General features: G+C 65.7%; 19 protein-coding genes. 8 read left to right on the top strand and 11 right to left on the bottom strand.

Annotation, left to right across the window (positions count from 1 at the left end; all coding sequences use genetic code 11):
* Position 1: 1 nt before the first annotated feature.
* Positions 2-643 (top strand): orotate phosphoribosyltransferase, encoded by a 642-nt coding sequence (gene pyrE / locus A9513_RS19745; RefSeq protein WP_024762062.1) that lies wholly within the window; start codon positions 2-4, stop codon positions 641-643.
* Positions 644-717: 74 nt separating this feature from the next.
* Positions 718-1,284, top strand: coding sequence for a DUF4124 domain-containing protein (locus A9513_RS19740; RefSeq protein ID WP_226046623.1), 567 nt, complete (start codon positions 718-720; stop codon positions 1,282-1,284).
* Positions 1,285-1,301: 17 nt separating this feature from the next.
* On the opposite strand, the gene A9513_RS19735 is transcribed toward A9513_RS19740, so the two are convergent.
* The 5 genes from A9513_RS19735 to coaBC form a co-directional block, all read right to left on the bottom strand.
* The gene (locus A9513_RS19735) at positions 1,302-1,748 is read right to left on the bottom strand and encodes a thioesterase family protein (RefSeq protein ID WP_024762064.1); all 447 of its coding nucleotides are present in this window, start codon (positions 1,746-1,748) and stop codon (positions 1,302-1,304) included.
* A 111-nt stretch (positions 1,749-1,859) separates the two neighbouring features.
* Positions 1,860-2,765, bottom strand: a complete 906-nt coding sequence (gene argB / locus A9513_RS19730) for an acetylglutamate kinase (protein ID WP_024762065.1) — start codon at positions 2,763-2,765, stop codon at positions 1,860-1,862.
* A 20-nt stretch (positions 2,766-2,785) separates the two neighbouring features.
* The gene (locus A9513_RS19725) at positions 2,786-5,410 is read right to left on the bottom strand and encodes a phosphomannomutase/phosphoglucomutase (RefSeq protein ID WP_065085353.1); all 2,625 of its coding nucleotides are present in this window, start codon (positions 5,408-5,410) and stop codon (positions 2,786-2,788) included.
* Between the two features lie 40 nt (positions 5,411-5,450).
* Positions 5,451-5,906, bottom strand: a complete 456-nt coding sequence (gene dut, locus A9513_RS19720) for a dUTP diphosphatase (RefSeq protein ID WP_024762067.1) — start codon at positions 5,904-5,906, stop codon at positions 5,451-5,453.
* 7 nt (positions 5,907-5,913) lie between these two features.
* The gene (gene coaBC, locus A9513_RS19715) at positions 5,914-7,122 is read right to left on the bottom strand and encodes a bifunctional phosphopantothenoylcysteine decarboxylase/phosphopantothenate--cysteine ligase CoaBC (protein ID WP_024762068.1); all 1,209 of its coding nucleotides are present in this window, start codon (positions 7,120-7,122) and stop codon (positions 5,914-5,916) included.
* Between the two features lie 140 nt (positions 7,123-7,262).
* Between coaBC and radC the strand changes: the two genes are divergently transcribed.
* Positions 7,263-7,937, top strand: coding sequence for a DNA repair protein RadC (radC, locus tag A9513_RS19710; protein ID WP_024762069.1), 675 nt, complete (start codon positions 7,263-7,265; stop codon positions 7,935-7,937).
* Here the strand turns inward: radC and A9513_RS19705 are convergent.
* Entirely contained in the window at positions 7,911-8,492 is a 582-nt protein-coding gene (locus A9513_RS19705; protein WP_226045648.1) for a DUF2867 domain-containing protein, read from the bottom strand. The two genes, radC and A9513_RS19705, sit on opposite strands and share 27 nt — an antisense overlap.
* Complete coding sequence (locus A9513_RS19700; protein ID WP_024762071.1) at positions 8,489-10,060, bottom strand: ABC transporter substrate-binding protein; 1,572 nt, start codon at positions 10,058-10,060, stop codon at positions 8,489-8,491. Before A9513_RS19700 ends, A9513_RS19705 begins: the two co-directional genes overlap by 4 nt.
* A 364-nt stretch (positions 10,061-10,424) precedes the next feature.
* On the opposite strand from A9513_RS19700, the gene rpmB reads away from it, so the two are divergent.
* Positions 10,425-10,661, top strand: coding sequence for a 50S ribosomal protein L28 (gene rpmB, locus A9513_RS19695; protein ID WP_009614118.1), 237 nt, complete (start codon positions 10,425-10,427; stop codon positions 10,659-10,661).
* Between the two features lie 12 nt (positions 10,662-10,673).
* Positions 10,674-10,829: a 50S ribosomal protein L33 gene (gene rpmG / locus A9513_RS19690; RefSeq protein ID WP_017520721.1), complete on the top strand. Its 156-nt coding sequence runs from the start codon at positions 10,674-10,676 to the stop codon at positions 10,827-10,829.
* A 122-nt stretch (positions 10,830-10,951) separates the two neighbouring features.
* Here the strand turns inward: rpmG and A9513_RS19685 are convergent, their stop codons facing one another.
* Complete coding sequence (locus tag A9513_RS19685; RefSeq protein WP_024762072.1) at positions 10,952-11,314, bottom strand: cupin domain-containing protein; 363 nt, start codon at positions 11,312-11,314, stop codon at positions 10,952-10,954.
* 303 nt (positions 11,315-11,617) lie between these two features.
* Between A9513_RS19685 and A9513_RS19680 the strand changes: the two genes are divergently transcribed.
* Together A9513_RS19680 and A9513_RS19675 are read left to right on the top strand one after the other, a co-directional pair.
* Positions 11,618-13,111 carry an aldehyde dehydrogenase gene (locus A9513_RS19680; protein ID WP_024762073.1) on the top strand — a complete coding sequence of 498 codons (1,494 nt, stop codon included), beginning with the start codon at positions 11,618-11,620 and terminating at the stop codon, positions 13,109-13,111.
* A 157-nt stretch (positions 13,112-13,268) separates the two neighbouring features.
* A complete protein-coding gene (locus A9513_RS19675) occupies positions 13,269-14,438 on the top strand; it encodes an MFS transporter (RefSeq protein WP_037009710.1) in 1,170 nt (389 codons plus the stop codon).
* Here A9513_RS19675 and A9513_RS19670 read toward each other — a convergent pair.
* From A9513_RS19670 to dadR, 3 genes are all read right to left on the bottom strand, one after another.
* On the bottom strand, positions 14,435-15,988 hold the full coding sequence (locus A9513_RS19670; RefSeq protein WP_024762074.1) for a phospholipase D family protein: 1,554 nt from the start codon (positions 15,986-15,988) through the stop codon (positions 14,435-14,437). The two genes, A9513_RS19675 and A9513_RS19670, sit on opposite strands and share 4 nt — an antisense overlap.
* A 68-nt stretch (positions 15,989-16,056) precedes the next feature.
* Positions 16,057-17,376: an FAD-binding oxidoreductase gene (locus A9513_RS19665; RefSeq protein WP_065085352.1), complete on the bottom strand. Its 1,320-nt coding sequence runs from the start codon at positions 17,374-17,376 to the stop codon at positions 16,057-16,059.
* 152 nt (positions 17,377-17,528) lie between these two features.
* Positions 17,529-18,017 (bottom strand): transcriptional regulator DadR, encoded by a 489-nt coding sequence (gene dadR / locus A9513_RS19660; protein WP_015479539.1) that lies wholly within the window; start codon positions 18,015-18,017, stop codon positions 17,529-17,531.
* Positions 18,018-18,180: 163 nt separating this feature from the next.
* Here dadR and A9513_RS19655 point away from each other — a divergent pair, with 163 nt between their 5' ends.
* On the top strand, positions 18,181-20,745 hold the full coding sequence (locus tag A9513_RS19655) for a YdbH domain-containing protein (protein WP_065085351.1): 2,565 nt from the start codon (positions 18,181-18,183) through the stop codon (positions 20,743-20,745).

Raw genomic sequence — 20,745 nt, 5'->3', positions numbered from 1 at the left:
CATGCACGCATATCAACGCGATTTCATCCGCTTCGCCATCGAGCGCGGCGTTCTTCGCTTCGGCGAGTTCACCCTCAAGTCCGGGCGCACCAGTCCGTACTTCTTCAACGCCGGTCTGTTCAATACCGGGGTTGCACTGTCCCAGCTGGGTCGTTTCTACGCCAGCGCGGTGGTCGACAGCGGCATACCTTTCGACGTGTTGTTCGGCCCGGCCTATAAAGGAATCCCGCTGGCGGCCGCTACAGCGATTGCGTTGGCCGAACAGCACGGCCGCGACCTGCCCTGGTGCTTCAACCGCAAGGAAGCCAAGGACCATGGCGAAGGCGGCACGCTGGTCGGCGCGCCGCTGGCCGGCCGCGCGCTGATCATCGATGACGTGATCACCGCCGGCACTGCGATCCGCGAGGTCATGCAGATCATCGACGCCCAGGGTGCCCAGGCAGCCGGCGTGCTGATCGCGCTGAACCGTCAGGAGCGCGGCAAGGGTGAGCTGTCGGCGATCCAGGAAGTTGAACGGGACTTTTCGATTCCGGTCGTCAGCATTGTCTCGCTGGAGCAGGTATTGGAATATCTGGCCGGTGACGGTCAGCTCAAGCAGCATCTCGCGGCTGTCGAGGCTTATCGGGCGCAGTACGGTATCTAACCGCAACCAGGACGTAGGGCATGGCCAAGCAGGGTGCTTTCCGCTACAGGGTGTTGATGGGGCTTCTGGGAGCCATGCTCGCAGGCCAGGTGACGGCTGCCGGGCAGCCGACCAGCCAGGTCGAGATGTACCGTTACGTCAATGACAAGGGCATCACCGTCATCGACCGCCTGGGTGTCCCTCCGCAGTACATCGGCAAGGGCTACCAGGTGCTCAACGACCAGGGCCGGGTCATCCGCGAGGTTCCGCCGGCACCGACCGCCGCCGAGATCGAGCAGCGCAAGGCGGACGCCGCCCGCGCCAGCTCCGATCAGCAGTTGATGCGCATGTATACCAGCGTGGAAGACGTCGACCGTGCCCGCGATCGCAAGCTGGCCGAACTCGATGGGCTGGCCAGCGTGGCCAAGGGCAACCTGCAGTCGCTGAAGATGCAGCAGGCCAACCTGCAGGCCCGTGCCGCCGACCAGGAGCGCGCCGGTCGCCAGGTGCCGGACGACCTGGTCGCGCAACTGAGCAACCTGCGCGACGATGAACAGCGCCTGCAGCAGGATATCGCTCGCTACCAGCAGTTGCGGATTCAGGCGCAAAGCAGCTTTGCCTCCGATCGGGCGCGCTTCGCCCAGATATCCGGCGGTAATTGACGCGCCGTCCGCCGCGCTCACTGCTGCGGCGAGACGCGCTCGAATTCGTTGATCTTCCCGCGCAGCCAGTCCGGCAGGGGCTGGCTCGTCCGGTCCTCGCCGGCATAGGCGTAGATCAGTTCCCCCAGCGTCAGCAACTGTTCGTCACACCAGATCGACACCTGGAAGGTCAGGCTGCTGCGGCCCAGGCGGCTGACGCGTACGCCCATTTCCAGCCAGTCGTCGAAGCGTGCCGGCGCCAGATACTCCAGGGTGGTCTTCACCGCGAACAGGTCGCCGCCGCCACGCAGCAGGTCGGCCGGGTAGCTCACGCCCAGATGGCGGTAGTACTCGGTGGTGGCGACGTCGGCGTAGGTCAGGTAATTGCCGTTGAAGACGATGCCCTGTGGATCGACTTCCGACCAGCGCACGCGCAGGCCGTGGAAGAAGCTGAAGTCATTGCGGGAAACGGGAGACGCGGCCATGTCAGAAGGACTCCTGTAGACCTTTCGAGGCCGGGCATCCATGGGGCTGAAGCGGCCTGGAACAGGCAAAAAAACACCCGCGAGGATCGCTCCTGGCGGGTGTCGTTGCGATCAGCGCTGCTTGCGGTTGGTGATCAGCGTGCCGACACCGCTGTCGGTGAAGATCTCCAGCAGCACGGCGTTGGGTACGCGGCCATCGATGATGTGCGCGCTGGTCACGCCGCCCTGGACTGCCTCGAGGGCGCAGCGGATCTTCGGCAGCATGCCGCCGTAGATGGTACCGTCGGCGATCAGCTCGTTGACCTGCTCGGTGGTCAGGCCGGTGAGCACCTGGCCCTGCTTGTCCATCAGGCCGGCGATGTTGGTGAGCAGCATCAGCTTCTCGGCCTTCAGCGCCTCGGCCACCTTGCCGGCCACCAGGTCGGCGTTGATGTTGTAGGACTCGCCGTTGGCGCCTACGCCGATCGGCGCGATGACCGGGATGAAGTCGCCCTGCACCAGCATGTTCAGCAGGTCGACGTTGACCCCGGTGACTTCGCCCACGTGGCCGATGTCGATGATTTCCGGCTTGGTCATTTCCGGCGTCTGGCGGGTGACGGTGAGCTTCTTCGCGCGGATCAGCTCGGCGTCCTTGCCGGTCAGGCCGATGGCGCTGCCGCCATGACGGTTGATCAGATTGACGATGTCCTTGTTCACCTGGCCGCCGAGGACCATCTCCACCACGTCCATGGTCTGCGCGTCGGTGACGCGCATGCCATCGATGAAGTGGCTTTCGATCGACAGGCGGCTGAGCAGGTCGCCGATCTGCGGACCACCACCATGGACCACCACCGGGTTGATACCGACGGCTTTCATCAGCACCACGTCGCGGGCGAAGCTGTTCTTCAGCTCGTCCGTTTCCATGGCGTTGCCGCCGTACTTGATCACCAGCGTCTTGCCGACGAACCGGCGGATATAGGGCAGGGCTTCGGCAAGGACGCGGGCAACCTGGGCGGCGTCATCGCGGCTCTGGGTCATGGTGGGCTCCGGCATAGGGGTCAAAATGGCAGGCTGAGGGCGGGGTCGACCGCTTTCAGCTGGGTACGGAACACGTCCTTGATGCGTTCCAGTTCGTCCTGGGAGTCCGCCTCGAAGCGCAGCACCAGCACCGGAGTGGTGTTGGACGCGCGAACCAGGCCCCAGCCTTTGGGGTAATCGACACGCACGCCGTCGAGGGTGGTGAGGTTGGCTTCACCCCACTGGCCGCGGGCCTGCAGCGCCTCGATCAGGGCGAACTTGCCCTCGTCGGTGACGGTGATGTTGATTTCCGGGGTGGAGATGTCCATCGGGAACGCGGAGAACACGCGCTCGGCATCGCGCTTGTCCAGGCTGATGATTTCCAGCAGGCGCGCGGCGCTGTAGATGCCGTCGTCGAAGCCGTACCAGCGCTCCTTGAAGAAGATGTGGCCGCTCATCTCGCCGGCGAGCAGGGCGCCGGTTTCCTTCATTTTCTTCTTGATCAGCGAGTGGCCGGTCTTCCACATCACCGGGCGACCGCCGTAGCCGCTGATCAGCGAGATCAGGCGACGGGTGCACTTGACGTCGAAGATGATGTCGGCGCCCGGGTTGCGCGAGACCACGTCCTTGGCGAACAGCATCAGAAGGCGGTCCGGGTAGATGATGGTGCCTTCGTTGGTCACCACGCCCACGCGGTCGCCGTCGCCGTCGAAGGCCAGGCCCAGGTCGGCGCCGGTCTCCTTGACCTTGGCGATCAGGTCTTCCAGGTTCTCCGGCTTGCCCGGATCCGGGTGGTGGTTGGGGAAGGTGCCGTCGACATCGCAGTACAGCGGGATCACGGTGCAGCCCAGGGCTTCGATCAGTTGCGGGGCGATCACGCCGGCCACGCCGTTGCCGCAGTCCACCACCACTTTCAGCGGCTTGGCCAGGGCGATGTCGTCGCGAATCTGCTGGAAGTAGCGCGGCAGGATGTCGACCTGCTGCACGCTGCCGACGCCAGAGGCGAGGTCATCGTTCTGGATGCGCTCGCGCAGGGCCTGGATCTGTTCGTTGGCCAGGGTTTCGCCGGCGACGACGATCTTGAAGCCGTTGTAGTCCGGCGGGTTGTGGCTGCCGGTGAGCATCACACCGGATTTGCCTTCCAGGACGTTGGCGGCGTAGTACAGGACCGGGGTGGGCACCATGCCGATGTCGGTGACCTGGCAACCGCAATCGACCAGGCCCTGGATCAACTGCTGGACCAACTCGGGGCCGGACAGGCGGCCGTCGCGGCCGACGGAGACGCACGGCTCGCCGCGCGCCAGGCTTTCGGAACCGATCGCGCGGCCGACCCAGTAGGCGGTCTCGGCGGTCAGGGTATCGCCGACCACGCCACGGATGTCGTAGGCGCGGAAGATGCTGGCGGGCAGTTGCGGGGCTTTTGGCGTGCTCATAGCGGGTGTTTGCTCCAATCCCAGGAGATCCTGGTCTTCATCAAGAATGTCGATGTCCAGAATGTCGGTGTTCTGGAATAGCGGATCGACCAATGGCGATTCGGTGGCAGCGACCGGGGCGCTGGCAGCGGTGGCAGCCGGGATCGGCTGGGCGGGAGCTGCGGGCGCGGAGGGTGCGCTGGCACCGGGTGTTTCGGTCTTGCGGCGTGGCTGGCGGGCCAGCGCCTGAGCCAGCGCCTGCAGACTCGGCAGGCTCAGCTCAGGTGCTTTGGCAGTGCGTTGGCCGGCGAGTTCCTGAACGAACTGCCCCAGGGCCTGTGCATCCTTGCTTACCCGGCGCTGCATCGCACTTTGCGCAAGATAGAGGCCAAGGATACTGCCCACCAGTGCCAGCAAGGCGGCGATACCCAGCAGGGTTGGCGAGTACAGCTGGTCGGTGACGGTCGGGCCGGGGGTGAAGCTCAGCTTCCAGTTCGGATTGCCACTGGGTAGCGCTACCGCAGCGGCGTCGCTGGCCTGCCCGCGTTGCAGCAGCAACTGGGCCGGCGAGTTGCCGAACTGCTGGGAAATCTGCAGCTGGCCGATATCGGCGGACATCGGCGGCAGGTTGCCGAGCAGGCGCTGCAGGTCGACGACCAGCAGCAGGGAGCCCTGGATCGAGTTATCCGCGGCGCGCAGGGCGATGGGGTTGTAGACCAGCCAGCGGGTCCCGACCTTGTAGGCCTCCGGCGCCACGGCCTGGCCGCTTTCGACACGGTGCAGCATATCCAGCGCGGCATAGTTCAGCGGGCCGGGGCGGGCGGTGTCCTGCACAGCCTGACCGTTGGCGTTCAGGTGGACGTCCACCAGCCCATCCAGATGGCCCTGGGTCAGCGCCTTCTCCAGTGCGGCGATGCGCGTCGGGTCATTGCTCTGCAGGGTCGGCAGCAACTGCGGGTCTCCTGCCATGGCGCGGCTGTCGGCGGCCAGCAGATTCAGGGACTGACGCAGCGCGCCGGCCTGGCTTTCCGACCAGGCGTTGCTCAACTGGGTGACGTGAGCCTTGTCGGCCTGGCCGAACAGGCTGAACCACAGCAGCGCGCTGGCCGCCACTACGCCGCCCACGGTAAGGATGAGCGATGGCAGCAGTGGTTTGAGGTCGACCTTGGGGGGCGATCCCCTGACGGGCTTCTCCGCCGGCACGAGTTCCGGCAGGTCGGCGCTGTCCTTGGCAGTGCGTTGGAAAAGTTTCATGCAACGTCTCCTCGGCGATTCATCCTGAAATGGGTAGGGGTCAATGGCTGCCGGAGTGCCCGAAGCCGCCGGCGCCGCGCTGGCTTTCGTCGAAGCTCTCGACCAGCTCGAAATGCGCCTGCACTACCGGCACCAGCACCAGCTGGGCGATGCGCTCGCCGATGGCGATCGTGAAAGCGGTATTGCCGCGGTTCCAGCAGGAGACCATCAGCTCGCCCTGGTAGTCCGAGTCGATCAGCCCGACCAGGTTGCCCAGCACGATGCCGTGCTTGTGGCCCAGGCCCGAGCGCGGAAGGATCAGCGCGGCCAGGCCCGGATCGGCGATGTAGATGGACAGGCCGGTGGGGATCAGCACGGTCTGGCCCGGCTCGAGGATGAGGTCTTCCTTGAGCATGGCGCGCAGGTCGAGGCCGGCGGAACCCGGGGTGGCGTACTGCGGCAGCGGGAAGTCGCTGCCCAGGCGGGGATCGAGGATCTTGGCTTGCAGGGAATGCATTGGGTTCTCAGTGTTGATGGATGCGGTCGGCGATGAAGGCGATCAGCTGGCGGGCGATCTTGCCCTTGCTGGTCTGGGCGAATGCAGTCTTGTGCAATTCGCGGTCGATGACCGTGATGGCGTTCTCTTCACTATTGAAGCCGATTGACGGATTTGCCACGTCGTTGGCGACAATCAGGTCGAGATTCTTGTCCTTGAGCTTGCGCGAGGCGTACTCGAGCAGGTTCTCGGTCTCCGCCGCGAAGCCGACGCTGAAGGGCCGGTCCTCGCGCAGCGAGAGGGTGGCGAGGATGTCGGGATTGCGCACCAGCTGCAAGAGCAGGCCATCACCCTTGGTGGGATCTTTCTTCAGCTTCTGCGTTGCGACCAGTTCCGGGCGGTAGTCGGCCACGGCGGCGGAGGCGATCAGGATGTCCGCCGGCATCGCCGCTTCGCAGGCGGCGAGCATGTCGCGGGCGCTGACCACGTCGACGCGGCTCACCCGGTCCGGAGTCGGCAGGTGCACCGGGCCGGTCACCAGGGTCACGCGGGCGCCGGCCTCGGCGGCCGCCTCTGCCAGGGCGAAGCCCATCTTCCCGGAGCTGTGGTTGGTGATGTAGCGCACCGGGTCGATGTTTTCCTGGGTCGGCCCGGCGGTGATCAGGATGTGCTGGCCGGTCAGTGCCTTGAACTCGAAGCAGTCGGCGGCCAGTTGCGCCAGCTCCTCGGCTTCGAGCATGCGCCCGGGGCCGACGTCGCCGCAGGCCTGGCTGCCGGCAGCGGGGCCGAAGAAGTGCAGGCCACGGCTGCGCAGCAACTCGGCGTTGACCTGGGTGGCCGGGTCGCGCCACATGGCCTGGTTCATTGCCGGGGCGAGGGCAACCTGTGCATCGGTGGCCAGTACCAGGGTAGTCAGCAGATCGTTGGCCACGCCCTGGGCCAGACGCGCCATGAGGTCGGCGGTGGCGGGGGCGATCAGGACCAGGTCGGCCCAGCGGGCCAGCTCGATATGCCCCATGGCCGCTTCGGCGGCGGGGTCGAGCAGGTCCAGGTGCACTGGATGACCGGAAAGGGCCTGAAGGGTGAGCGGGGTGATGAACTCGCGGCCGCCCTGGGTCATCACGACACGCACCTCGGCGCCCTGGTCGCGCAACCGGCGGACCAGTTCGGCGCTCTTGTAGGCGGCGATGCCGCCGCCGACGCCCAGAACGATGCGTTTACGATAGAGCCGCTGCATAGGCCAGCCTTAAATACGGAAATGGATGACGCGCGCTGAAGCCGACGACGCCTCCCCAGGCCTCCGGCTGCGCGAAGCGAGGGGGCTAAGATAGCACAGCGCCTGCGCGGGAACAGCGGGCGGCCTGACCGGGAGGTTCCTTGAGTATTCGTGACTGGCCTGCGGCGGAGCGCCCGCGGGAAAAGCTTCTCGAACGGGGCGCGGCGAGCCTGAGCGACGCCGAGTTGCTGGCGATCTTCCTGCGTACCGGCGTGGTCGGCTGCAGTGCCGTCGACCTGGCGCGGCGGCTGCTCAGCGAGTTCGGCAGCCTGCGGGCCCTGCTGGAGGCCGACCTGGAATCGTTCTGCAGTCACCTGGGGCTGGGCGTCGCCAAGTTCGTGCAACTGCAGGCCGTGCTGGAAATTGCCCGGCGCCACCTGGCGGAACAGCTCAGTCGCGATTCGGCGCTGGAAAGCCCCCAGGCCGTGCGTGACTTTCTCAAGGCGCGGTTGCGGCATGAGCACCACGAGGTGTTCGCCTGCCTGTTCATGGACAATCGCCACCGGGTGCTGGACTTCGAAGTGCTGTTCCACGGCTCCATCGACAGCGCCAGCGTCTACCCCCGGCAGATCGTCAAGCGCGCCCTGGCGCACAACGCCGCCGCGCTGATCCTGGCGCACAACCATCCCTCGGGGATCTGCGAGCCGAGCCACTCCGACCGCCTGCTGACCCGCCGCATCATCGAGGCGCTGGCGCTCATCGACGTACGCGTGCTGGATCACTTCATTGTCGGCGACGGCGAGCCGCAATCAATGGCCGAGTTGGGGATGGTCTGAGATGCGCCGCTGGATGTCGCGCAGCAGGCGTCGGCGAATCAGCCCGCTGACCGGGCGGATCGCCAACCAGTAAGGTGTGAACAGCAGGCGGCTGCGGCGGTCCGGGCAGTGCACGCGGGTTTCCGTTCGGACCTGGGTGTAGCCGTCCCGATCCGCTGGCTCGCAGGAAAAGTGCAGCATCAGCCTGGCTGTGCCGGGCTCGGCGAAGCGCCGGAAGGCTTCGCCGTCCGCGCACGAACGCAGGCCGAAGTCGCTGCGCCAGAAGCGTCCAACCAGCCCATAGCCGATTTCCCGGTCGGCGTGGCGACCCAGCAGGGTGAACTCGTGCAGGCCGAAGCGCGGGCGATCAGCCAGCGCGTTTCGTAACCCCAGGCGCAGGGCGAGCCGCGCCGGTGCCTCGCGGATCTGCAGAAAGCGCTGTACCAGCGGGTCCTGCTCGGCGGTGAGCTGGGTCACTGCGTCCAGCACCTGGCCGGGTGACGCCCGCATGTTCAGCGTGTGCCGCTCGGAGAACTGGAACTCCGGTAGCAGATGATTGAGCAGGACGTCGCTCAAAGCTGCACCTTGGAGAAATCCTGGCGACCGAAGGGGCTGACTGAATAACCCTTCACGTTCTGGCGGGTGAGCGCCGAGGCGGTCGGATGTGCCAACGGCAGCCACAGCGCCTGGTCGTGGATGATCTGCTGGGCCTGGTGGTACAGCGCGCTGCGCTTGGTCTGGTCGGCGACTGCCTTGCCCTGGCTGATCAGGCCGTCGAGCTTCTCGTCGCAATGACGGGCGAAGTTGAGGCCGGACTTCACGCTGGCGCAGGAGAATTGCGGGGTGAGGAAGTTGTCCGGGTCGCCGTTGTCGCCGGCCCAGCCCATGAACAGCAGGTCATGCTCGCCGGCCTTGGCGCGGCGGATCAGCTCGCCCCATTCGATCACGCGGATCTCGGCCTGGATGCCGATCTGCGCCAGGTCCGCCTGCAGCAGTTGTGCGCCGACACTGGGATTGGGGTTGAGCAGGCTGCCGGAGGGGCGGGTCCAGAGGGTGGTCTTGAAGCCGTCCTTGTGTCCGGCTTCGGCCAGCAGCGCGCGGGCCTTGTCCAGGTCGCGCGGGTAGCCGGGGATGTCCTTGGCGTAGCTCCAGGTGTTGGGGGGGTAGATGCCGTCGGCGACGGTGGCACTGCCGGCGAACACGCTCTTGAGGTAGGTGCCCTTGTCGAAGGCAAGGTTGATCGCCTGGCGCACCTTGGGGTTGTCCAGCGGCGGGTGCTGGCTGTTGATGCCGACGAACGCGGTCATGAAGGCCGGGGTCTGCTCGACCTTGAGGTCGGCGCTCTTGGTCGCCGCCTCGACGTCCAGGGGCTTGGGCGACAGGGCGATCTGGCATTCGCCGCGCTTGAGCTTCTGCAGGCGCACACTCGCGTCCGGGGTGATGGCGAACACTAGGTTATCCACAGCCGGCTTGCCGCCGAAGTACTCGGCGTTGGCGCTGTAGCGCACCACGGCGTCCTTCTGGAAGCGCTTGAAGACGAAGGGGCCGGTGCCGATCGGCTGGGCGTTGAGCTTCTCCGGGGTGCCGGCCTTCATCAGCTGGTCGGCGTACTCGGCCGAATAGATTGAGGCGAAGCCCATGCTGAGCATTGCCAGGAAGGTCGCGTCCGGATGGTTGAGGGTGAAGCGCACATGGCGCTCATCGACCCTCTCCACGGCTTTTACCAGGCTCGGCAGCTGCATCGACTGGGCATGGGGGAAGCCGCTCTGCGCGACCTTGTGCCAGGGTTGGGCCGAGTCGAGCATGCGCTGGAAGCTGAACACCACGTCGTCGGCGCTCAGCGTGCGGCTGGGCTTGAAGTAGTCGGTGTGATGGAAGGCTACGCCGTCGCGCAACTGGAAGTCGTAGGTCAGGCCGTCATCGGAGACCTTCCAGCTTTCGGCCAGGCTCGGTACTACGGCGCCCTTTGCAGCATCGAAGTCCACCAGGCGATTCATCAGTACGTCGGCCGAGGCGTTGGTGGTGGTCAGCGAGTTGTACTGGACCACGTCGAAGCCTTCGGGGCTGGCTTCGGTGCAGACACTCAGCGAGGCGGCACTGGCGAGGGCGGGAGAAAGAAAGAGGGCGAGAAGGGCAAGACGCATGACGGACTCCGTGTAAGCTGGCAAGATGCCCATCCGCGAGGCTGGGCGGGTCATGCAAGGCTGTTGGCAGCCTCGAAGGAGCTACCCTAGACCAAGCCGCTGCCCGTCACAACGATGACAGGCGACGAACGGCACCAGTGCCGCGGCCCGCGGGGGCTGGCGTCGGCTTTTCCGAGTCATGCTTTCCCTTGCAGCGTGAAGTGACTTTCTGATATAAAGCTGCGCTCTTTTCTGGGGCCCTGCCTGATCCTGCGACTCGATCGCGGCGAAGCGGCAGTTAAGACCCCGGTGAAACTGAGAATCCTATTGAGTTAAGCAGCCAACCCATGCCGGGTTTGGCATGTGGTTTACAGAGGGCTGAGCCATGTCGAGAGTTTGCCAAGTGACCGGTAAGGGTCCGGTTACCGGGAATAACATTTCCCACGCACACAACAAAACCCGTCGCCGTTTCCTGCCGAACCTGCAGCATCACCGTTTCTGGGTTGAATCCGAGAAGCGCTTCGTGCGTCTGCGCGTTTCCGCCAAAGGCATGCGTATCATCGACAAGCGTGGCATCGAGGCCGTTCTGAACGACCTGCGCGCCCGCGGCGAAAAATTCTAAGGAGCTGCAGTCATGCGCGAACTGATCCGTTTGGTGTCCAGCGCCGGTACCGGCCACTTCTACACCACCGACAAGAACAAGCGTACCAAGCCTGAGAAAATCGAGATCAAGAAATACGATCCGGTTGTTCGCAAGCACGTGATCTACAAGGAAGCCAAGATCAAGTAATTGATCTTCGCCCTTGTGAAGAAACCCGCCCCTTGTGGCGGGTTTTTTCTTGCCCGCGGTTTCTGACGGAACCGCAGGCAAAAAAAGCCCGCCGATCGGCGGGCTTTTTCATGTTCGGTGGATCAGGCCTTCTGCTCGAAGATCACGTAGACCTTGCGGCATGGCTCCAGCACTTCCCAGGTGCCACTGAAGCCGGCGGGGATGACGAAGCGGTCGCCGACGCGCACGGTCTTGGCGCCGCCATTGGCGTCACGGATCACCGACACGCCCTGAAGAATCTCGCAGTACTCGTGCTCGGTGTAGCTGACGTTCCAGTGGCCGGGCTCGCCTTCCCAGATGCCCACGTTGAACTGGCCGCAGTCGCTGGCGTAGTGGTTGCGCACGTTCTGCGCCGGGTCGCCCTTGATGATGCGGTCCGGGGCGGGGCGGTAGTGTTCGGGGGCGGTGGTGGCCTGGGCGAAATCGACGATCTGCTCGACGTTCATGGCGGTCTCGGTTCTTTAGAGTTGTAGGCGAGAGTGCGTGCGGGCACGCGCAGCGCTGTTGGTTATTTACTCCGAAGCGGCTGTCGGAAAACCATCAGCCGACGAATCAGGGCAGTCTATGTTTAATAAAACGAACGTGACAAGGCCATTTGGCCGCTTAGTGTAAAAAATATTGAAAATTGGCTGCCTCCGGTTTAGGGTTGCCAACAGCATGCGTTTGCTCCGCCTTGCGGAATATTTGACAGCGCGCCCACGCCGGGCGCCTGCACCTGAATAAGTACATTAATAAGAGGACACGTTGTCATGGGTACCCTCACTCGCGCCGATTGGGAAGCTCGCGCCAAGGACCTGAAGATCGAAGGCCGCGCCTTCGTCAACGGTGAATACGTCGACGCCGCATCCGGCGCCACCTTCGACTGCATCAGCCCTGTGGATGGCCGCTTCCTGGCCAAGGTCGCCAGCTGCGACCTGGCCGATGCCGAAAGTGCCGTGCAGGTTGCCCGTGCTGCCTTCGACTCCGGCGTGTGGTCGCGCCTGGCCCCGGCCAAGCGCAAGAAGGTCATGATCCGCTTCTCCGAGCTGCTGCTGGAGAACGCCGAGGAACTGGCCCTGCTGGAAACCCTCGACATGGGCAAGCCGATCAGCGACTCGCTGAGCATCGACGTATCCAGCGCCGCCAACAGCCTGCGCTGGAGCGGTGAGGCGATCGACAAGATCTACGACGAAGTCGCTGCCACTGCCCACAACGAACTGGGCCTGGTCACCCGCGAGCCGGTCGGCGTCGTCGCCGCCATCGTGCCGTGGAACTTCCCGCTGCTGATGACCTGCTGGAAGCTCGGCCCGGCGCTGACCACCGGTAACTCGGTGATCCTCAAGCCTTCCGAGAAGTCCCCGCTGACCGGTATCCGTATCGCCCAGCTGGCCATCGAGGCCGGCATCCCGAAAGGCGTGTTCAACGTCCTGCCGGGCTTCGGCCACACCGTAGGCAAGGCCCTGGCCCTGCACATGGACGTCGACACCCTGGTGTTCACCGGTTCGACCAAGATCGCCAAGCAGCTGATGATCTACGCGGGCGAATCCAACATGAAGCGCGTCTGGCTGGAAGCCGGCGGCAAGAGCCCGAACATCGTCTTCGCTGACGCGCCGGACCTGAAAGCCGCTGCCGAAGCCGCTGCCAGCGCCATCGCCTTCAACCAGGGCGAAGTCTGCACCGCTGGCTCGCGCCTGCTGGTAGAGAAGTCGATCAAGGCCGAGTTCGTGCCGATGGTCGTCGAAGCCATCAAGGCCTGGAAGCCGGGCAACCCGCTGGACCCGGAAACCAACGTCGGTGCGCTGGTCGACACCACCCAGATGAACAACGTGCTGAGCTACATCCAGGCTGGCCACGACGACGGCGCCAAGCTGGTGGCCGGCGGCAAGCGCACCCTGGAAGAGACTGGCGGCACCTACGTCGAGCCGACCATCTTCGACGGCGTGACCAACGCCATGCGCATCGCCCGTGAAGAGATCTTCGGCCCGGTGCTGTCGGTCATCGAGTTCACCGATGCCGAAGAAGCCGTGCGCATCGCCAACGACACTCCGTACGGCCTGGCCGCCGCGGTGTGGACCAGCGACCTGTCCAAGGCCCACCTGACCGCCAAGGCGCTGCGCGCCGGCAGCGTGTGGGTGAACCAGTACGACGGCGGCGACATGACCGCTCCGTTCGGCGGCTTCAAGCAGTCCGGCAACGGCCGCGACAAGTCGCTGCACGCGTTCGACAAGTACACCGAGCTGAAAGCCACCTGGATCAAACTCTGATCCTCGGCTGAAGCAGGTCGGCCCCGATCCAGGGGCCGGCTCTGACAAAGAGCCACACCCGCGGCCGGGTTTCCCTCAGGGAAACCCGGCCGCTGTGCATTGCGCATCGGGCACCCTCGCGCCTGGCGTGCGCTCCGGATGGAACGGGAGAAAGACAATGCGTTGGGGTCCTTATTTTGCTGTGTGTGCTGCCGTGATCAGCATCGGTCTGGCCCTGGGCCTGACCATGCCGCTGGTTTCTCTGCGCCTGGAGAGCTGGGGTTACGGCAACTTCGCTATCGGCGTCATGGCGTCCACGCCTGCGGTGGGCGTACTGCTGGGCGCAATGATCGCCGGCCGCCTCGCCGCGCGTGTCGGTACACCGCTACTGATGCGCATCTGCCTGATTTCCGGGGCCTTCTCGGTGGGCCTGCTGGCGTTGCTGCAGAGCTATCCGGTCTGGCTGATCCTGCGCCTGCTGATCGGTGTGCAGCTGACCGTCGTGTTCATCCTCGGGGAGAGCTGGATCAACCAGCTGGCCATCGAGAAGTGGCGCGGCCGCCTGGTCGCCCTCTATGGCACCGGCTATGCGCTGAGCCAGCTGTCCGGCCCGGTGCTGCTGACCTTCATCGGCACCGCCGACGACCGTGGTTTCTGGTTCAGCGTCTGCCTGCTGGTGGGTGGTTCCCTGTTGCTGCTCGGCCGCACCGGCGCGCCCAAGGTCGACCCGCACAGTGCCAACGGCCGCGGGCTGTTCAGCTTCTGCGCCCAGCTTCCGGCGATTGCCTGGGCGGTGGTGCTGTTCGCCGGCTTCGAGGCCATGATCCTCACCTTGCTGCCGGTGTATGGCATCCAGCAGGGCTTCACCCAGGCCGTGGCACTGGCGATGGTGAGCACCGTGGTGGTCGGCGATGCACTGCTGCAACTGCCCATCGGCTGGCTGGCCGACCGCATCTCCCGGCAGACGTTGTTCAAGGGCTGCGGCATCGTGCTGTTCCTCAGCAGCCTGGCCATGCCTCTGCTGCTGCAGCACATCGCCATCTGGCCGATCCTGGTGCTTTTCGGTGCCAGTGCAGGCGGGCTGTTCACCCTGTCGCTGATCCTGATTGGCGAGCGTTATCGCGATGATGCGCTGGTTCGCGCCAACGCGCATGTCGCTCAGCTGTGGGGGATAGGCTGCCTGATCGGCCCCCTGGCGACCGGCGCGGCCAGCCAGTGGATCAGCGGCCATGCACTGCCACTGGTGATGGCGCTGGGCGCTGCGGGGTTCGTGGTGCTGGTGTCCTATCGCGGTTTGCCGCCGGTGATGCGCGCGACCGACGCCGAGCTGCAGCAGGAGCGCTCCTAGAGCATCTTCTCCAGCCCGATGGCGCCGGCGATCCATACGTTGAGCCGGCGCCAGACGTTGCCCGGCTCACGGTCCAGCGCCACCCGCTTGCCGCCACGCTCCTCGATCCAGATCAGCTTCGGCGGCTCGCTGCCCGGCGCTATCTTCACCTGGTAGCTGACGCTGGGCGACATGCTCGCCAGCGCCAGGCGGCGCACCTGGTCGGCCAGTTCCGGGCTGTCGACTATAATGCCGACCTCGGTGTTCCACAGCACCGAGCGCGGGTCGAAGTTCAGCGAGCCGACGAACACCTTCTGCTGGTCGAACACCGCCGCCTTGCTGTGCAGGCTGGCACTGCTCGACCCGCGCACCATCCACGGCGCTCCGGAGAGGCGCTGGTCCGGGTCGGCGCGCAGCTCGTAGAGCTTCACCCCGTGCTCCAGCAGCTCCAGGCGGTAGGGCGCGTAACCGGCGTGCACGGCCGGCACGTCGGTGGCTTCCAGCGAGTTGGTCAGCAGGCGCACGCTGACGCCGCTTTCGGCACGCTGGGTCAGGTAGTCGACGCCGGCGCTGGTCGGCACGAAGTAGGCCGAGACCAGGATCAGCTCCTTCGACACTTCGTCGAACAGCGGTTGCAACTGGGTGCTGAGCAACTGCTCGCCTTTCGGATCGCCCTGGTCGAGTACCTTCAGTGGCGTATCCCAGACCGCCTTTCCCGGCGCCCAGACCAGGTCGTCCAGCCAGTTCTGCAGATGCGGGCGGTCACTGTTGCGATTCAGCCGGGCGATATAGCTGGAGCTCTTCACCCGCTCCTTCGCCAGGTAGTGATCCAGCTTGCGGCGCATGCGATTGAGCTCGTCGAGATCCGGCTCGCCCCACAGGTAGTCCTCGATGGGCCGGCTGATGCGGCTGTTCCAGTACTGGTCGAAGCTCTGCCCCAGCGATTGCGCTACCGGGCCGACACCCATCAGGTCGAGGTCGCTGAAGTTCATCTCGGCCTTGGCGTCGAAGTACTCGTCGCCCAGGTTGCGGCCGCCGACGATGGCCACGCTGTTGTCCGCCAGCAGCAACTTGTTGTGCATTCGCCGATGCTGCTCGGAGAGGTTGAACAGCCGACCGAGGTTGCGCGTGACGCCGGTACTGCGGCCCAGGTGCAGCGGATTGAACAGGCGCACCTGAATGTTCGGATGGGCGGCGAGGGCGCCCAGTTCGTAGTCCCAGCCATCGCTGCTGGTGTCGTCGATCAGGATGCGCACGCGCACGCCGCGATCTGCCGCGTGCAGCAGTTCGCGGATCAGCGCGCGGGTGGTGAGACCGTCGTGGACGATGTAGTACTGGACGTCGAGGCTGCGCTGGGCCTTGCGGATCAGTTCGGCGCGGGCGAGGAAGGCGTCGACGCTGGACGCCAGCAGGTGGAAGCCGGACTGGCCGGGATGGGCGGCGGCGCGCTCGCTGATCTGATTGTCCAGCCGCGTGCCCTGCACCGGCAGCACGTGCGAGGGCTCGGGCGGCGGCGCGCTGGCGCAGCCACCCAGGGCCAGAAGGATCAGCAGGAGCAGGCGTGGAAGCAAAGAGGAGTCTCCGACAAGCCCGCCGGTGACGGGCTGCGGAAGATTCTAGCCGCTGCAGCGCGCAGGGGTCAGCCGCCGAGGGTTTCCTTGAAGCGGTACCAGGCCATGCCCAGGGCCAGCAATGGCGAGCGCAGCAGCTTGCCGCCGGGGAAGGTGATGTGCGGCACCTTGGCGAACAGCTCGAAGCCGCTGCCCTGCTGGCCGGCAATGGCCTCGGCGAGCAGCTTGCCGGCCAGGTGCGTGGCGTTCACCCCGTGGCCGGCATAGGCCTGGGCGAAGTACACATTGGGCTGGTCCGGCAGGCGGCCGATCTGCGGCAGGCGGTTGGCGCCGATGCCGATCATGCCGCCCCACTGGTAGTCGATGCGCAGGTTTTCCAGGTGCGGGAAGACCTTGAGCATCTTCGGTCGCATATAGGCGGCGATGTCCGCCGGGTCGCGCCCGGAGTAATGGCAGGCGCCGCCGAACAGCAGGCGGTTGTCGGCGGAGAGACGGTAGTAGTCCAGCGCCACACGCTGGTCGCACACGGCCATGTTCTGCGGCAGAAGCGCATGGGCCTGTTCGGCGGACAGCGGCTCGGTGGCGATGACGTAGCTGCCGGCAGGCAGCACCTTGCCGTCGAGGTAGGGATTCAGACGGTTCTGGTAAGCGTTGCAGGCGATCACCAGGGACTTGGTGCGCACACTGCCCTGGGCGGTACGCACGCGCACTTCGCTGCCGTAGTCGATGCCGGTGACGGCGGAGTTCTCGAACAGCTTCACGCCCAGGCTCTGCGCCGCGGCCGCTTCGCCCAAGGCGAGGTTGAGCGGGTGCAGGTGGCCCGAGCCCATGTCCACCATGCCGCCGACATAGAGGTCGGAGCCGACGATGGAGCGCATTTCCTCCTTCGGGACCATGCGCAGTTCATGGCGGTAGCCGAGGCCCTTCAGTTCGTCGAAGTCTTCCTGGAAGCCTTCGACGTCGGAAGGCTTGTTGGCCAGGTCGCAGTAGCCCCAGGTCAGGTCGCAGTCGATGGCGTACTGCTCGACGCGGCGACGGACGATTTCCACCGCCTCCAGGCCCATCAGCTTGATGGCATGGACGCCTTCGGCGCCGATCACCGGCTCGAATTGCTCCAGGCCATGGCCGACGCCGCGGATCAGTTGGCCGCCGTTGCGGCCGCTGGCGCCCCAGCCGATCTGGTGGGCTTCCAGCAGGATCACCGAGAACCCGCGCTCGGCCAGTTCGATGGCCGTGTTCAGCCCGGAGAAACCTCCGCCGATGATGCACACGTCGGCCCTTTCCTCGCCGGCCAGGGGCGGTACTTCGAGGCGCCGATTGACGCTCGCGGCATAGTAGGACGGGGCGTGGCGGTCGGTGTGTACCGGCTGGTGAACGCGGGCGTTCATGTGCGATATCCTGATTTTTGTGTTGTTAAAATTTTACGCAGGATAAACGCCGACTTCCCGCCCAGCCAATAGGCAGCGGCGCAAAAAACGCCGGGAAGTCGTAAATAAACTCGATGAGCCTGCCGCGAACGGCGGGGAGTCAGTCCGGCTATTTAGTCGGGGATGGGCAGGGTGAGGCTTTCCTTCACCTCTTCCATCACGATGTAGCTCTTGGACTCGCGGACATGGGGCAGCTTGAGCAGGATGTCGCCCAGCAGCTTGCGGTAGGAGGCCATCTCCGAGATGCGCGCCTTCACCAGGTAGTCGAAGTGGCCTGACACCAGGTGGCACTCCAGCACGTGGGGCAGCTTGAGCACCGAGCGGCGGAAGTCCTCGAAGGTGTCTCCGGATTTGTAGTCCAGGCTGATTTCGACGAACACCAGCAGGCTTGCCTTCAGGTATTGCGGGTTCAGCCGGGCGTTGTAGCCCATGATGATCCCCTCGCGCTCCAGCCGGCGCACGCGCTCGGTGCACGGCGTGGTGGAGAGGCCGACGCGCTCGCCCAGTTCGGTGAAGGAGATGCGACCCTCTTCCTGCAGGATGCGCAGGATATTGCGGTCGATCTTGTCCAGTTCGCGGCGGCTTTGGTGCTGGGTTCTCATGGGAAAGACTCTGGGATGAGCTTTGGGGGAATATCGGCAATATAGTCGGTTGTGTAGGGAATATCACTGGCAACCCTTGAACTTCCCGCGCCGGGCGGCCAGCCTGTAGGCCAGAGTTCTGCCGTTTCCGGCTGCAATCGCCTGTTTTTTCCGGAGCCTTCGCATGTCGTTCCCCCGCCTGCGCACCGCCCTCCTGCTGCTGTTGCTGCTCCTGGCACTGGCGGTTGGCGCGGCGTGGCTGGCGGTTCCGCGGCTGCTGGCCAATGCCGGGGTGAGCATCGAGCAGTGGCAGGGCCTGAGCGTTTCGCGACAAGGGCTGACCCTGGAACAGATGGCTCTTCAGCGGCAGACACCCGATGGTGCGCGGTTGGCCATCCAGTTGCGCGAGGTCCGTGTCGGCTGGCCCGAACATGCCGATGGCCGCTGGCGCTTGAAGGAGCTGGCCGCCGGCAGGATCGATGTCCGCCAATGGCCGGGAGAGCGCGCGGAAGGCGAGGACGCCGCGCTGCCGGACCTGGCCCAACTCAATCGCTGGCTGGCGTTGCTGCCCGGACGGCTGGCGCTGGAACAGGTTTTCCTCGAGCTGCCCTGTGCCCGCGAGCAGCGTTGCACCCTCAACGGCAGCGCCCACTGGCAGCAGATCCCGGGCGGCGCCGCGGCGCTGGGCGGCGAGTTGCGCCAGGGCGGGCAGCAGCTCGCCTTCAATGGCCTGTTGCAGCCCGGCGACGGGCAGTGGCGCCTGCAACTGGACAGCTTCCTCGACAACGAACAGCTGCTGTCGCTGGATTCGATCTGGGCGCCGGGCGCCCGCCAGCTCAGCGGCAGCCTTGCCAGCCCCGCCGTGCCGCCGGTGCAGGCGGTGCGCAACTGGCTGGGCATGTGGTTGCCAACGCCGAACCTGCCGCTGCCTATCCCCGAAGCCGGCCGCCTGCGCCTGAGCTGGAATACGCAGCTGGCTGGCAACGCCGCGTGGCCGGACTGGCCCGGCCTGCGCGATGGCCGCGGCAACATCGATCTTTCCCTGCAATTGCCGCAACCCTGGCCGCTGCCGGGCCTGGGCAACCTGCAGGGCGACCTGCGGCTGATCGCCAGCGGCACCGACCTTGGCTGGCGGCCCTCGGTGCTCAGCGGCGATCTGCGCCTGTCCGACCTCTACGGCGACTGGCTGCAGGCGCTGCCAGTGGGCCTGCGCCCGGCACGCCTGACGCTGCACATGGAGCCCGGCGTGGATGAAGAGGCCGGTAGTGTTCGCGCCGACCTGCACGCCGTGGGCGCCGCCGACTTGCGCCTGCGTTCCCGCGTGGCATTGCTGGAAGCGACGCCGCTGGCGCTGCAGCTGATGGATTCGCGGCTCGAAGGCAAGGTCCCGCACCTTGAACTGGCCGGCTTGCGTGGCGACAGCAGCCGCTTCGACCTGCGCTTCGAGGGGCGCATCGACCAGCAGTCCGCCAACGTCGCCTTCGCCGATGGCGCGCAACTCCAGGTCGGCACCCTGGCCGGGCCGCAGTCGCTCAAGGCGAGCAAGCTCAGCGCCGTTCTCGGCAAGGGCGCACTCGACCTGGGCTATGCGGCCGACGCGCCGGCCACCCTGCAACTGAATGCGCCGCTGAAACTGGCCGTGGGCGAACTGCGCCAGCCCCACGTCAAACCGCTTTCCTGGAATGCCCTCGGGACGCTGGCGGCGAGCCTCGACAGCCAGCAGTTCAAGGGCCGCCTGCTGAACAGCGGCGGGCTGAATGCCGAAGTCGATCTGAACAATTCCGCCAAGCAGGGCGTTGCGCTGGTTGCGCGCCAGCTGGAGTTCTTCCTGCGCACCGGCAACCCGCTGGAGAAGTCCCTTGGCGACTGGCCGGCGCTGCTCAGCCTGAACAACGGCAAGGCCAGCTTCGACCTGAACTGGCGCCTGCCACCGGGTAGCGCGCCGCAGAGCCTGGGCCTGAACGTGCGCGGGCAAGGTCTGGAGGGCGTGTACGACCGCAGCGAGGTCCATGGCCTCGACCTGCAGGCGAAGTTCGCGCTGAACGGCTCGCAGATGGGGCTGCAGTTGCCGCAGGTGAAAGTCGCCTCGCTCAACCCCGGCGTGACACTGGGGCCGCTGTCGCTGCAGGGCAACTACAGGGGCTCGCTGGACGCACCGCTGGCCGGGCGGGTCGACTGGCAGCAGGCGGAGCTCGGTATGTTCAACGGTCGCGCATGGCTACCGCCGGGGGCCGTGGATCTTTCCGCGCGCCGCGAGGGTCTGACGCTGAAGCTGGAAGGGTTGGCGCTGGAGGCGATCCTGGCGGCCTACCCGGCGGAAGGGCTGTCCGGCAACGGCGTCATCGACGGCAACCTGCCGCTGGGCCTGCGCGAAGGCAAGCTGGTCATCCACGGCGGGGAAGTCGCCGCACGGCAGCCGGGCGTGCTGCAGTTCCGTTCGGAGAAGATCTGCTCCCTGGGCCAGAGCAACCCGGCCATGCAACTGGTGGCCACGGCCATCGACGATTTCCGCTACGACAAACTGAGCAGCCGCGTGGATTATGATGAATCGGGCAAGCTGCTTCTCGCCCTGAGCCTGAGCGGGCGCAACCCGGCGCTGGAGCAGGGCCGGCCGATCAACCTCAACGTCAACCTGGAGGAGAACGTGCCCAAGCTGCTCACCAGTCTGCAACTGAGCGACCGGGTCAGCGACACCATTCGCAAGCGCGTGCAGGAACGCCTGCGCAACGACCCGGCCGCCGCGCCATGA

The sequence above is a fragment of the Pseudomonas sp. AU12215 genome, from assembly GCF_001675465.2.
GTDB classification, from domain to species: domain Bacteria; phylum Pseudomonadota; class Gammaproteobacteria; order Pseudomonadales; family Pseudomonadaceae; genus Pseudomonas; species Pseudomonas nitroreducens.
The sequence above is the reverse complement of the archived record's forward strand: the minus strand, read 5'-3'. Positions and strand labels throughout refer to the sequence as shown.